Origin of the sequence: Neobacillus jeddahensis (genome assembly GCF_000612625.1) — a bacterium.
GTDB lineage: Bacteria > Bacillota > Bacilli > Bacillales > Cytobacillaceae > Neobacillus > Neobacillus jeddahensis.
On record NZ_CCAS010000088.1, the window covers coordinates 1 to 13,634 of the forward strand.

Genomic DNA, 13,634 nt, shown 5'->3' on the forward strand with positions numbered 1-13,634 from the left:
GGGCATACGAGATCCTTTCAAAGGAAGTCACTTGCCTTCCTAGCTCTTTACACAGTTCTTCCTTAAGCTTGCTGAAATCCACCATTTCAAGAAGCTCACCCGGACGAACCTCTAAAGGTTTCTTGCCTTTTAGAATGACCTTTTGTAATTTCTCCGGAAAACCTCCATATGGCTGTCCTAAGGATCCCTCAAATAATTCAACAACCGAGTCAGGAAAATCTAATGATTCACCCTTTAGTAACACATCTTCTTCGGTTAACCCATTTTGAACCATGAATAATGCCATATCCCCAACAACTTTTGAAGAAGGCGTCACTTTTACTAGATCACCAAACATGTGATTTACACGTGCATACATATCTTTTACATCTTCCCACTGCTCACCTAGTCCGACAGCCTTTGCCTGTTGCTGTAAATTACTATACTGCCCACCTGGCATTTCGTGCTGATAGATTTCTGTATGTGGCGATATCATACCACTTTCAAAGTCCTGATAATACTTGCGCACATCTTCCCAATAATACGATAACTTCTCGAGTGCCTCAATGTGCGCTTTTGGTTTCCTCTTCGTCCCTTCGAGGGCATAAAATAAAGAATTCGCACTTGGCTGTGATGTTAATCCTGCCATCGTACTTAAGGCCGTATCCACAATATCTACGCCACCGTCAATCGCACGAGCATACGTAAATATTCCATTTCCACTAGTGTCGTGGGTATGCAGATGGATTGGTATATCGACCGCTTCCTTTAATTCCGAAACTAAACGATAGGCCGCTTCTGGCTTTAATAACCCAGCCATATCCTTTATCCCTAATATGTGAGCGCCTTGCCGTTCTAACTCTTTTGCTAGGCTTTTATAATAGTTTAGATTGTACTTCGATTTTGTTGGATCTAAAATATCCCCTGTATAACATATAGATGCCTCCGCAATCTTTCCTGATTGCCGAACTGCCTCTATCGCCACTTCCATTCCCTTAACCCAGTTTAAACTATCAAAGATTCGGAAAACATCAATACCTGCCGTAGCAGATTGATTGACAAATTCACGAATGACATTATCAGGGTAATTCTTATATCCAACAGCATTTGCACCACGAATCAGCATTTGGAACATAACGTTGGGAATTTTTTCACGTAGTGTTATCAGCCGATCCCACGGGTCTTCTTTTAAGAATCGATATGCAACATCAAAGGTTGCTCCCCCCCACATCTCAAAAGAAAATAAATCTGGCAATAGCTTTGCTGACTGCTCCGCTATATGAACAATATCGGTTGTCCGCATCCTTGTCGCTAACAAGGATTGGTGAGCGTCTCTAAAAGTAGTATCCGTTAATAAAACTTCCTTTTGATTTTTTACCCATTGAACAAGCCCATCTGCTCCATGTTGATCTAATATTTGTTTTGTCCCGTTCTGAAAGGGGGAATCATAGTTTAAGGACGGAATTCTAGGTTTGGGTAAAACAGGCCTTTTTTTCTTCTCGATGCCTGGAAAACCATTAACCGTTACATTACCAATGTAATTTAATAGCTTTGTTCCCCGATCCTTACTGGCAGGGAAAATAAATAATTCCGGTGTTGTATCAATAAAGGAAGTATCATATTCCCCATTTCTAAACTTCTCATGCCTAATAACGTTTTCTAAAAAGGGAATATTTGTTTTGATTCCTCTAATTCTAAATTCCTGTAAGTTACGGACCATTTTGGCTGCAGCCTGTTCAAAGGTCAATGCCCAGGTTGAAAGTTTAACAAGCAATGAATCATAATACGGTGTAATAACCGCCCCTTGGAAGCCATTACCAGCATCAAGTCGAACTCCAAAGCCACCACCTGAACGATACGCCATGATTTTCCCAGTGTCGGGCATGAAATTATTTAATGGATCTTCTGTCGTTACCCGAGACTGGATGGCAAATCCATTTAAATGGATTTTATCTTGTTCAGGAATCCCAACGATTGGACCGTGCAAATCATGACCTTCAGATACCAAAATTTGTGTTTGCACTATGTCAATACCCGTTACCAATTCAGTTACTGTATGCTCGACCTGAATGCGCGGGTTCACTTCAATAAAATAAAAGTCATTTCCAGAGACAAGAAATTCAACTGTTCCTGCATTTACATAATCAATATTATTCATCAATTTTACTGCGGCATGACAAATTTGCTTGCTCAATTCTTCCGAAATGGAAACACTTGGAGCAACTTCAACCACTTTCTGATGGCGCCTTTGGACAGAACAGTCACGATCAAAAAGATGGACGATATTTTTGTGGTGATCGCCAATGATTTGAACCTCAATATGCTTCGGGTTTTTAATTAATTTTTCAAGATAGACTTCATCGTTACCAAAAGCCGCTTTCGCTTCTGATTTTGCCCGTTCAAAAGCTTCTTTAACCTCATCGTGGTTGTTGACGATTCTCATTCCACGTCCGCCCCCACCAAGTGAGGCTTTAATTATGATTGGGAACCCGTGAATATTCGCAAATTCTTCGACTTCCGTAATCTCATTAACCGGTCCATCACTTCCCGGTATGACCGGAATATTTGCGTATTCAGCCTGTTTTCTTGCTTTTACTTTATCCCCAAACATATCCAAGTGGGCGGACGATGGACCGATAAAAATGATCCCCTCCGCTTCACAGCGCTTCGCAAAATGAATGTTTTCTGACATAAAGCCATAACCAGGATGGATCGCATTTACTCCACTTTTTTTGGCAATATCTATAATCCCATCAATATCCAAATAGGCATCGATTGGTTTTTTCCCTTCACCCACCAAGTAGGCTTCATCTGCCTTATAGCGATGATAGGCCCCAGAGTCTTCTTTTGAATAAATAGCAACAGTCCGAATATTCAGTTCTGTACAGGCGCGAAAAACCCTAATTGCAATCTCTCCCCGATTAGCAACTAACACTTTATTAATTTGTCTTGTCACGTAAAGCACCTCATCTTCTATTCTATGTATTTTTAAAAAACGCAAGGGATTCATTTCCCCCGCGTTTTTCATTTAAATATAGTAGACCTTTCCATCCTGATGTTTCAGCTTTTTGTTGCCTTGTTCCTGTTTATTCTTATATTTCTTTTCATATTTAACAAACATAGAAACATTTACAAGTATACCCGTAGCAAATGCCAGCATTAATAGGGAGGAACCACCGTAACTTATATATGGCAGCGGCACACCTGTAAGAGGAATTAATCCTGATACACCTGCAAGATTAATAAAAGTTTGAATCCCAATCATACTTGAGATTCCGATAGCGAGTAAGCTACCAAAAGGATCCTTACATTGCAACCCAATATAGATCCCGCGTAAAACAATGTAGCCTAATAGTAAAATAACAAAGCCAACCCCCCAAATTCCTAACTCTTCCGCAATAACAGCCATAATAAAGTCTGTATGTGATTCTGGTAAGTAACCTAATTTTTGGATACTTTTACCTAAACCTAGTCCATTTACCCCGCCAGAACCAATGGCAATATAGGAATTTGCTAAATGGAAGCCTGCATCCTTTATATATTTATCAGAAAATGGGTTCTCTAATACCGCAAACCGACTTAATTGTTCTTGTGAAAAAAACTTTCCCCAAGAAACTAAAATGACAGGCAGAAGAACAACTAAGCCCATTATTAATAACTTTCCTATACTTTTGAAATTCATCCCTGAACATAATATGATCATGCTCGCGATAACCATAATGATAAATGCTGTACCAAAATCCGGTTGAAAAATAATCAGCGCACAAACAATAAAAAGGTATACTAAAGGGGGGAGAACTCCTTTATTAAATTGATTAATATAAGCTTGTTTTTTCGCGTAAACCGCTGCCAAATAAATAATAACAGCAAGTTTAACAAACTCTGACGGCTGAAATAAAAATGTACCAATTTGGTACCAACTTTGTGCATTATTTTTAACTACGCCAAAAGCAAACAATCCTAATAATAAGACCAACGATGCCACTACAATCAATACTAGGACCTGGGTATAATTCATTATTTTATATGGTATAATTGCCATAAAAACAAATATCAGCATAAAGAGCAGAAGCCAAACCTTTTGTTTTTGGTAAAAAAAATCAGGTTGATATCCATACCGCTGAACAGCTGATGCCATGCTCGAACTATAAATCATCACAAGTCCGAACGCACACAGAAGAATTATAGCAATAATCAAAGTATAATCATATGATTTCAATATTTTTTTAACCATTGGAAGACGTCCTCATTTATTAATAGTTTTATATCACTCTATTATAATAGAAAATGAATGATATGACTTAAAGAATCAAGTATTTGTTACAAGATTTTAATGTAGAATATTCAAACTATTCACCAAGCAATTCAATAATAAAAAACTCAAACAATTACCATGCATTGTTTGAGTTCAAAAACCTTATTTTTTTAAGGATGCATCATGAAGCGCAGATAATTCTCTTTCTAATTGATCTAATATCGCTTTTCCATCCTTAGCATCTATTAAGCCTAATCGAACAGCAAAGTCAATTTCTCTTGACAGGCCAAACATTTGCGTATCCAATACCTCTTCATAAAGAGGGCATTGAGGCATCGTTAGATTGTCCATTTGCACTTTGATCAGCTTTAATATCTTTTCAGCGTCAGCCTGTAATAAGGCATAAGCTTTTTCTTGGTGATTCACGATCATTTCAGACGCCAACATTGATCCCCCCATTTCAGAGCGATAATTCAACTTATCTATAAATTTTACCGTTTGAAAAGGAAAATTGCAAGAACAATCAAGGATATAGTTACTTTTATGACAATCTTCACAAAAAAAGTTATACTTAATAGTGATTAGATTAGGGGGATGGAAGATGGAAAATATCATGATGATTTCGGGCAAAGTGAAATATACCATTACGCTCGATCCAGGTGTGTGGATTTTTGATGATCGCCGTATTGATTTAACTACTTATTTTTCAAGAGAACAAGAGAATTCTGATTCTATTGAAACCTATACAAAAGCTGTTTCAAAGCATTGGGATCGTGAAATTATGGAAGGGGCCATCTATCCTCCTACATTAAAAACGGAGAAGAAATTCGAAAAAGAAAAGGTATTGACTGGAACCTTTGGAATTCCCTTTAAACCCTTTTTGGTAAATGCTGAGCCCATGAGTGATGCGGATATCCTTGTTGTCCATACTACAAATGGGGATTACGAATTTTCGTTTGAAGAAGCTTTTGCCTTAATATTAGGTTTTTCCAATAATGGTCAACCATTAACAATTGACGGTCCTGTCCATATCTATAAGGGGGATGGGGCAAATCAGGAAAACCCCCTCAAGCATGTAATAGGCTTTACAATAAAGTAGACGGGTGCCCTTCGGCGCCCGTTTTTTCTACAATAAATCCGCTGCCAGCCTCGCTAGCCCGGACCGTTCACCTTTTAAAAGTTTTACATGCCCTGAAATATTTTGATCCTTAAACTTTTCAACGACATACGTTAAGCCGTTGTTATAAGCATCCAGGTAGGGATGATCTATCTGTTCTGGGTCTCCCATTAATACGATCTTACTATCTTCTCCTACACGAGTTAAGATCGTCTTTACTTCATGCTTTGTTAAGTTTTGTGCCTCGTCAATAATAATAAATTGCTTCGGTAAACTCCTTCCACGAATATACGTTAAAGCCTCCACCTCAATGGACCCCATACCAGCTAGTATAGCATCTAGTTCACCTGGCTTTTTCGTATTAAAAAGGTACTCTAAATTATCGTAAATGGGTTGCATCCATGGTCTCAACTTTTCTTGTTTTTCCCCTGGCAAAAATCCAAGGTCTTTGCCTACAGGCACAATTGGCCTTGCTACTAACAGCTTTTTATATTCTCTGAAATCCTCTGTTTGCATTAAACCCGAGGCCAGTGCAAGTAATGTTTTTCCTGTTCCTGCTTTACCAGTTAACGTAACAAGAGGAATATCTTTGCGGAGCAGTAATTCAATCGCCATGGTTTGTTGCACATTTCTCGAGTGAATCCCCCAGACGTGCTCTTGATTAAGTGTCAACTTTTTTACCATTTTACTTGTTTTGTCTACCATTCCTATGGCAGATGCAGAACTACCGAGAATGTCTTTCATAAGTAGGAATTGGTTTGGATAAAACGGATGATTGGCCACTTCTGACAGTGATAACTCTCCCTTTTCATAAAAACGGCCTAATAATTCAATCGGTAAAAGTAACTCAAAAAAACCAGTATAGATATGTTCTACTTCCACAACACGATCGTTCAAGAAATCTTCTGCTGTCAATCCGATGGCGTCAGCTTTTACTCTGACTAATGCATCCTTACTCACAATGATCACCGGCTTGCCATTTTCCTTAGCTTGTTCTTCTAAAAATAAATTCTTCGCTACTGCAAGAATACGATTATCATTTGTCTTTTCAATAAATATATCCTGGAGCTCATGAAAAGATCGATGATTCAATTCAATTCTGATCGATCCCCCTCTGTCAAGAGGAATTTTTTCATGAAGCTTGCCCGATGCCCTTAGACCATCAATTAATCTTGATACATGCCTAGCATTTCTTCCTACTTCATCCATATATCTTTTCTTTGAGTCCACTTCCTCAAGGACCACAGCCGGAATAACTACTTCATTTTCTTCAAATGAAAAAATGGAATACGGGTCTTGGAGCAAGACATTTGTATCTAACACGTATATTTTACTCAAAGCAACGCCTCCTGTTTTGTTAAAAAGGCTTCAACAACCCTTTGCTAGATTGGACTTTGGTAAAATATATGTTTATTGGAATAAAGATAGAAGACGTTCCGCACAATAATTGTTAATGAGACCACACTACTTGTAGAAAAGAATGTTGCTCAGTCCTTTTTACCATTTGATTAATCATTTTGGAGGTGGTTTATTTATGAAAAGTTTATTGTTTGTAATGGGATTAAGTTTACTTTTAGCAGGATGTAATAACGCTAATCATAAAGAAATTGCTAAACAGGGTAATCAGTCCTTAGTAAATGTTAAAAACAGCACTATTAACAATGTTGATCGTAAAACAGGGCAAGAAATATCGAAGCGTCTTGTTAGTCTCGCAACAAGTATACCAAATGTTCATGATGCAACAGCTGTCGTTATTGGAAATTACGCTATTGTCGGGATTGATATAAACTCGAAAATCGATCGTTCTCAAGTTGGCTCCATTAAATATTCTGTGGCTGAGAGCTTGAGAAAAGATCCCTATGGAGCAAAAGCAGTTGTGGTAGCAGACGCTGACACTACTCAGCGTTTAAAAGAAATACAAGCAGACATAAAAAAAGGAAGACCTGTCCGAGGAATTATGGAGGAACTGGCAGATGTTGCCGGTCGATTAATGCCCGAAATTCCAGGTGATTTGATTACACCTAGCCCGAAAAATGCTACCGAAAAACCAGATAATAAACTTCAAAATAAGGAAGAAGAAAAACTTAAAAAAGAGCAGGATGATCAATCAAACCATCATAAAGATAAATAATCGGGTATTTAAAGAAAAAAGCTTAGTGGTTAACTAAGCTTTTTTCATTGCGTCCATTACTTGATTATCTAATTTTTGAGCTGCATTCTTGTCATAGGTTTTATCATACTGTACTTCTGTAACGATTTTGGACCCATAGAACATGACATCTCTGACTTCATTAATATTTACTTCAACCAATGCCAGTTTTAATGGTACATCTGCTAATCTCTCTTCTTTTACACGTGCTTGTCCTTGAATTGAATATGTAGATTCATTTGCAATCAAATTAATGACTACCATATTATTCTGATTGACATTCTCGAGAATTCTTGAACGATTATCCACAGCAAAATAGATAGTATTCTCATCTTTAGCTAGCACCCAAGAAATTGCACTAACATTTGGTCCTCCGGTCTCATGATCGACAGTTGCAATCGTGACGAACCGTTCTTTTTGTAATTCATTATATAATGGCTGGATTAATATAGGTTCTACTTGATTTGCCATTTTACACAACCCCTTTAATAATTCCTTCAACTTGATTTAAACATAGATATTCTCATATTACTACTATCCCTTTTTTTCATCAACTCTAATCAATTGATTTACTTTGTGTAGGTGTTCCATCACGATATGGTATACTATAATACAAACATTCTGTTTTTAAAAAGAATTGACGAGGTGCATGAATGAGAGTAAAGTGTGTAATCTGCGATAAAATTGAAGCGATTGAAGATGAATCATTGGTAGCAAAGCGCCTTCGCAATCGCCCCATCCATACATATATGTGCAATGACTGTAGTACAAGAATTACCGAAAAAACAAATAATAGAGCTGAAACAGGTAATTTTCGATTGTATCGCCCAAAATCAGAACAGGATGAATGGTAAAACGAAAAGCGGAAGCGCCATGACCAGATTGAACGCAGACATAAAAACCGCAAGTACATTCCAGAAAATCGGAATATACTTGCGGTTTTTTTAATCCTCTTCGATTGGATAATCTTGATACTTTTCTGGATTCTGATTTATTTGATTTAGCATAATTTCAATTAATTCACGTGGGTATTTCACCGTTTTAGTATCTTCACCTTGTTGATAGGAAAGATAATACATCACTTCATCACTTGTCGTATTAACGGCAGATACATGATGTTGTGTTGTTAACATTTCTTCAAAAAAGGTACGTGTTTCAATTGCTGCTATATCATCGGGGCGTGCATCACAAACCACCTTAATCGTCAGCCAATTATATAGTGCATCTTGTAAGGATTTCATTCTCCTCAACCCCCGTTATTTCGCTTCAACCTGATGTTTTTTTGTTTGATGTAATCGAATTTTATAAATAATCAATAACAACGCTGCACATGCGAGTCCTTCCGCAATTGGTAAAGCATATGAAAAAACAAGCATAATCAAGCACCCAATTAAGAGGAAAATATAAATCACTATGTTTTTCAAAAGCGGCAGTTTTTTTGCAAAGCCTAACTTATAAACAATTGCTGATAAAATGACAATATATAAATACTGTAACCATACAGCAGTTTTGACATCGGTTAGCTCAATAAAAAATCTAAGACTGGGAGAGAATCCTTCCACCTTTATGCACTCCTTTACTTAACTCTGTTCTGCGTATTTTTTCTTTTTAGCAGCTCTTTCACGTTCATTTTTATCAAGAATTTTTTTACGAAGACGAATCGATTCTGGTGTAACTTCACAATATTCATCATCATTTAAATATTCTAATGACTCTTCTAACGTCATGATCCGTGGCTTTTTAATAACAGATGTCTGATCTTTGTTAGCAGAACGAACATTTGTCGCCTGTTTCATCTTGGTGATATTTACCGTGATGTCACTTTCACGAGTGTTTTCACCAACAATCATTCCCTCGTAAATTTCCGTACCTGGTTCAACAAAAATGGTTCCACGGTCTTCTATTTGCATAATACCATATGTCGAAGCTTTTCCAGATTCCATGGACACAAGAACACCTTGGTGTCTGCCACCGACTTGACCTGGTAACATTGGTTGGTAGCTATCGAAAGTATGATTAATAATTCCATAACCACGAGTCATGGTTAAGAACTCAGTTGTATAACCAATTAACCCACGTGCTGGCACGTTAAAAATTAACCGAACTTGACCAGAACCATTGTTAATCATATCAATCATTTCACCTTTACGTGCACCGATTGACTCCATCACTGAACCTGTATGTTCTTCAGGTACATCAATTTGAACTCTTTCCACTGGTTCACAACGAACACCGTCAACAACTTTAACAATAACTTCAGGTTTTGAAACTTGAAGCTCATAGCCTTCACGGCGCATATTTTCAATTAGGATTGATAAATGTAGTTCGCCACGGCCAGAAACGATCCAAGCATCTGGTGAATCTGTGTTTTCAACACGTAAGCTTACATCGGTTTGTAATTGAGCGCGTAATCTTTCTTCAATCTTTCTTGAAGTTAGGTACTTACCTTCTCGACCGGCAAACGGACTATTATTTACAACAAATGTCATTTGCAGGGTCGGCTCATCAATTCTTAATACTGGAAGTGCTTCTTGATGTTCAACAGGGCAAACTGTTTCACCAACATTGATATCTTCCATACCAGAAACAGCAATTAAGTCTCCTGCTACCGCTTCTTCTATCTCTTGTCGTTTTAATCCGAAGAAACCAAAAATTTTCGTCACACGGAACTGCTTAACTGAACCATCTAGCTTCATCAAGGCTACTTGTTGACCGACCTTCATCGTACCACGGAAAACGCGGCCGATTCCGATTCTACCAACATAGTCATTATAATCTAGAAGAGCAACTTGAAATTGCAACGGATCTTCACGATTATCAACTGGAGCAGGAATATAGTCTACAATCGCATCATACAAAGATTGCATATTTTCATCTTGTTTTTCTGGATCTGTACTAGCTGTACCATTAATTGCTGAAGCGTAAATAACTGGGAATTCAAGCTGATCTTCGTTCGCTTCAAGTTCGATAAACAAATCGATTACTTCATCGATTACTTCTGCAGGTCGAGCAAAGTCACGGTCAATTTTATTTACAACAACAATTGGAGTTAAATTCTGTTCTAATGCTTTTTTAAGCACAAAACGAGTTTGTGGCATACAGCCTTCATAGGCATCTACTACAAGCAATACTCCATCAACCATTTTCATAATCCGTTCTACTTCGCCGCCAAAGTCAGCGTGTCCCGGTGTATCTAAGATGTTGATACGTGTATCTTTATACTGAATCGCTGTATTTTTAGCGAGGATGGTAATTCCACGCTCTCTTTCTAAATCATTAGAATCCATTGCGCGTTCTTCTACATGCTCATTTGAACGAAATGTTCCTGATTGTTTTAGCAATTGATCCACTAACGTTGTTTTACCATGGTCAACGTGGGCAATGATCGCAATATTACGTAAATCATTTCTTATTTTCAAAAAATTCCACTCCTACCTATATTCATAAAAATAATTACTATTTGTAGTTTTTCATATACAACTAAAACATTATACCATAAATAAAGTGGAAAACTAAAAGATTTTTATGTAAAATGAATAAAACAAGGTAAATCAAATCAATTTTGACTGCATTTTTTACAAAGGGGTATAAAAAATGAACAATATTAAATGGTCTTTACTTCTTTACGCAATTCTAGCTGCCTCCAGTATTATGGGTATCGGTATTGCCATCAGCGAAAAAAGTATGTTTGGTACCCTTGGCTGTATTCTCGCTGTCATCGTGATTATGGGGATGGGTTTCAAAACAAAAAAGAAAATGCGCGAGAATGGAGAATTATAGGGGAATCTCTATAATTTATAATTAAAAGAAGCCTGGAATGATCCAGGCTTCTTACCATTTACCATCTTTAAGATAATCCTTTAATATCACTTGGTGTAAGCCACGATTTGCCGTTAGGACGGAATCCAGCGTAAGAAAATCGAGGGGTTCTCCTCTTACATTTGTTACAATCCCACCAAGCTCTTGGATAATAACAGCACCTGCTGCAAAATCCCATGGTGATAGGCGCATCGATATGTAGGCATCCACCCTGCCAGTGGCTACAAACACCATTTCAAGGGCTGCCGTTCCATAAGACCTTGTCCCTCTGGCATCTCTTGCTAATGGAATCATGATATTGTGGTCAATCCGATGATTTTCCATCACCCAAGTAGCATTTAGTGCAAGAATTGATTCTTTCACCGTTGTTTCCTCAAGTAACGGAATTGGTTTTCCATTTAAATATGCGCCCTCCCCACTGATTGCATGATATAGCTCATCATGGGCAACATCATAAATAAGACCTATTTTACCGATTCCATTTTCATAAACCCCAATAGAAACGGCAAAATTCCTTTGTTGATGGATAAAATTCATCGTCCCATCAATGGGATCAATTAACCAAACGATTCCTTCGAGACTCTTCAGTTCATCACCAAAGCCTTCTTCACCCATAATTTTATGTTGTGGATAAACTCCTCTAATTTTACCGATAAAAAATTGCTCAATTTCCTTATCAATATTGGTAACAAGATCGTTAGGATTTGATTTAGTTTCAATGTTTAACGTTTTCTCAAAGGATGAACGGATTTTATCGCCCGCTTCCTTTATCCATTGCTTTGCATGCGCATCAATGCTTTCCCAATTCATAATTCTCCTCCATTCTCCTTGTTCCTTTCAATGTATGTAGTATAATGCTTGATGATTAATTTAATGTACTTCTAGCTTAATCAAATTGATGGAACACATCAACTTTTAGCATCGTTACGTTCAAGTTATCACACAAAGTCACAATAATAAACGAACCCCTGTAATCTGTTTGGGAGTTCGTTTAAAATAGTTCCATAAAACTACTCTATTTTTATTCATGCCGATTGATTACTCCTTTGATTATTAAATATCCCCAATCAATCAAAGAGCTTTTAAACGTAATAATTCCTGACGAATCTTTTCTAATTTTTGTTTACATTGATTCATTTTCTTTTCATTTTTTTCTTCAATTGCCTCAAAAAGCGTCGCCAACTCATAGTCCATTTCCAGTCTTAAAACTGCCGTTCTTTCCTTTTCGCCCGCTTTTTTTAGAGATGTATTCATCAATTGTTTCACCATGCTCATCCCCTTTCGATAATTTTACTAATTTTTCAGATTATTTTGTTTTACTGTATAATATGAGTTATCAAGATATGTTGCAACAAATATGTGCATTCACCTAGGAAAGCAACAAACTTCTTGGATTTTCGAACTTATGCTACAATAATGGACAAATGGTTTGTTGGGGGTAATCGAATGGAGTTTACAGGTTTTACAAATGAGGATTTTGATGTCTTTTTAATAGATGGGTTAGAAGCAAGAATGAACGCGTTAAAAAATACGATTCGTCCAAAATTAGAAAGTTTAGGTGACTATTTCGCTCCAACCTTGTCGGCCTTATCGGGCGATGAAATGTTTATTCATGTTGCTAAACATGCACGGCGCACGATCAATCCACCTAAAGATACGTGGGTCGCTTTTTCGAATAATTCGCGCGGATATAAAATGCTCCCTCATTTTCAAATTGGTTTGTGGAACACTCATTTATTTATTTGGTTTGCTGTTATATATGAAGCACCACAAAAAGAGGAAATGGGTCAAAGATTTACGAAAAAGGCAGCTAAAATCTTCAAAGAAATACCAAAAGATTTTGTCTGGTCCAATGATCATACTAAACCTGATACAGTCCAGCACGGACAATTGACCAAGACAGACTTACTGTCATATTTTGAGCGGTTACAAAGTGTAAAAAAAGCTGAATTATTATGCGGTTATACTATAGACCGCAATGAAGCTATCCAATTAGGAGCTGAAGGGTTAATCAAACAAATTAACGAAGTATTTACCGCAGTGACACTACTGTATAAAATAGCAGTCAATATGAAATAGCAGAAAAAACTCCCGAAAGTGTGATGAGGGCACTGAAAAAGTTACTTGAATTTAGGGTATATGTCTAAATTGGGCTGTTGATTTCCGCTCCAGGCGGCTTCGCTTTCCGCGGGCGTGCCGGCGAGCCTCCTCGTCGCTTCGCTCCTGCGGGGTCTCTCCTGGCCCTCACTCCCGCAGGAGTCTTCGCCGCCTTCCGCTCCAATCAACAGGTTCTTTAACCTAGGCTTCATTTAAAA

Annotated in this window: 15 protein-coding genes; 5 read left to right on the forward strand and 10 right to left on the reverse strand. The window is 37.5% G+C overall.

The genetic code is table 11. The features are described 5' to 3' along the window. The 3 genes from pyc to TY15_RS21685 all read right to left on the reverse strand — a co-directional run. The coding region (pyc, locus tag TY15_RS21675; protein ID WP_042375557.1) for a pyruvate carboxylase at nucleotides 1–2,989 on the reverse strand (2,989 nt) is incomplete at its 3' end. An 18-nt stretch (nucleotides 2,990–3,007) separates the two neighbouring features. Continuing rightward, nucleotides 3,008–4,213 (reverse strand): FtsW/RodA/SpoVE family cell cycle protein, encoded by a 1,206-nt coding sequence (locus tag TY15_RS21680; RefSeq protein WP_040204766.1) that lies wholly within the window; start codon nucleotides 4,211–4,213, stop codon nucleotides 3,008–3,010. 183 nt (nucleotides 4,214–4,396) lie between these two features. Continuing rightward, nucleotides 4,397–4,678 carry an Fpa/YlaN family protein gene (locus TY15_RS21685; RefSeq protein ID WP_040204824.1) on the reverse strand — a complete coding sequence of 94 codons (282 nt, stop codon included), beginning with the start codon at nucleotides 4,676–4,678 and terminating at the stop codon, nucleotides 4,397–4,399. A gap of 157 nt (nucleotides 4,679–4,835) precedes the next feature. On the opposite strand from TY15_RS21685, the gene TY15_RS21690 reads away from it, so the two are divergent. Then, on the forward strand, nucleotides 4,836–5,333 hold the full coding sequence (locus TY15_RS21690) for a hypothetical protein (protein WP_040204765.1): 498 nt from the start codon (nucleotides 4,836–4,838) through the stop codon (nucleotides 5,331–5,333). A gap of 27 nt (nucleotides 5,334–5,360) precedes the next feature. On the opposite strand, the gene TY15_RS21695 is transcribed toward TY15_RS21690, so the two are convergent. Then, on the reverse strand, nucleotides 5,361–6,689 hold the full coding sequence (locus tag TY15_RS21695) for a PhoH family protein (protein WP_040204764.1): 1,329 nt from the start codon (nucleotides 6,687–6,689) through the stop codon (nucleotides 5,361–5,363). A gap of 196 nt (nucleotides 6,690–6,885) precedes the next feature. Here TY15_RS21695 and TY15_RS21700 point away from each other — a divergent pair, with 196 nt between their 5' ends. Next, nucleotides 6,886–7,482 carry a YhcN/YlaJ family sporulation lipoprotein gene (locus TY15_RS21700; RefSeq protein WP_040204762.1) on the forward strand — a complete coding sequence of 199 codons (597 nt, stop codon included), beginning with the start codon at nucleotides 6,886–6,888 and terminating at the stop codon, nucleotides 7,480–7,482. Between the two features lie 33 nt (nucleotides 7,483–7,515). On the opposite strand, the gene TY15_RS21705 is transcribed toward TY15_RS21700, so the two are convergent. Beyond that, nucleotides 7,516–7,971, reverse strand: coding sequence for a pyridoxamine 5'-phosphate oxidase family protein (locus TY15_RS21705; protein ID WP_040204761.1), 456 nt, complete (start codon nucleotides 7,969–7,971; stop codon nucleotides 7,516–7,518). Between the two features lie 182 nt (nucleotides 7,972–8,153). On the opposite strand from TY15_RS21705, the gene TY15_RS21710 reads away from it, so the two are divergent. Then, on the forward strand, nucleotides 8,154–8,354 hold the full coding sequence (locus TY15_RS21710; RefSeq protein ID WP_040204758.1) for a YlaI family protein: 201 nt from the start codon (nucleotides 8,154–8,156) through the stop codon (nucleotides 8,352–8,354). Nucleotides 8,355–8,444: 90 nt separating this feature from the next. On the opposite strand, the gene TY15_RS21715 is transcribed toward TY15_RS21710, so the two are convergent. From TY15_RS21715 to typA, 3 genes are read right to left on the reverse strand one after another with little or no spacing between them, the layout of a single operon-like run. Then, entirely contained in the window at nucleotides 8,445–8,741 is a 297-nt protein-coding gene (locus TY15_RS21715; protein ID WP_040204756.1) for a hypothetical protein, read from the reverse strand. A 15-nt stretch (nucleotides 8,742–8,756) separates the two neighbouring features. Beyond that, nucleotides 8,757–9,062 (reverse strand): YlaH-like family protein, encoded by a 306-nt coding sequence (locus TY15_RS21720; RefSeq protein ID WP_040204755.1) that lies wholly within the window; start codon nucleotides 9,060–9,062, stop codon nucleotides 8,757–8,759. Between the two features lie 18 nt (nucleotides 9,063–9,080). After that, a complete protein-coding gene (typA, locus tag TY15_RS21725; protein WP_040204753.1) occupies nucleotides 9,081–10,919 on the reverse strand; it encodes a translational GTPase TypA in 1,839 nt (612 codons plus the stop codon). 175 nt (nucleotides 10,920–11,094) lie between these two features. On the opposite strand from typA, the gene TY15_RS21730 reads away from it, so the two are divergent. Further along, the gene (locus TY15_RS21730) at nucleotides 11,095–11,280 is read left to right on the forward strand and encodes a YlaF family protein (RefSeq protein WP_040204751.1); all 186 of its coding nucleotides are present in this window, start codon (nucleotides 11,095–11,097) and stop codon (nucleotides 11,278–11,280) included. 51 nt (nucleotides 11,281–11,331) lie between these two features. Here the strand turns inward: TY15_RS21730 and TY15_RS21735 are convergent, their stop codons facing one another. Beyond that, nucleotides 11,332–12,132 (reverse strand): inositol monophosphatase family protein, encoded by an 801-nt coding sequence (locus tag TY15_RS21735; protein WP_040204749.1) that lies wholly within the window; start codon nucleotides 12,130–12,132, stop codon nucleotides 11,332–11,334. 258 nt (nucleotides 12,133–12,390) lie between these two features. Further along, the gene (locus TY15_RS21740; protein ID WP_040204823.1) at nucleotides 12,391–12,585 is read right to left on the reverse strand and encodes a hypothetical protein; all 195 of its coding nucleotides are present in this window, start codon (nucleotides 12,583–12,585) and stop codon (nucleotides 12,391–12,393) included. A 180-nt stretch (nucleotides 12,586–12,765) separates the two neighbouring features. On the opposite strand from TY15_RS21740, the gene TY15_RS21745 reads away from it, so the two are divergent. After that, the gene (locus TY15_RS21745) at nucleotides 12,766–13,398 is read left to right on the forward strand and encodes a YktB family protein (protein WP_040204748.1); all 633 of its coding nucleotides are present in this window, start codon (nucleotides 12,766–12,768) and stop codon (nucleotides 13,396–13,398) included. Nucleotides 13,399–13,634 lie beyond the last annotated feature (236 nt).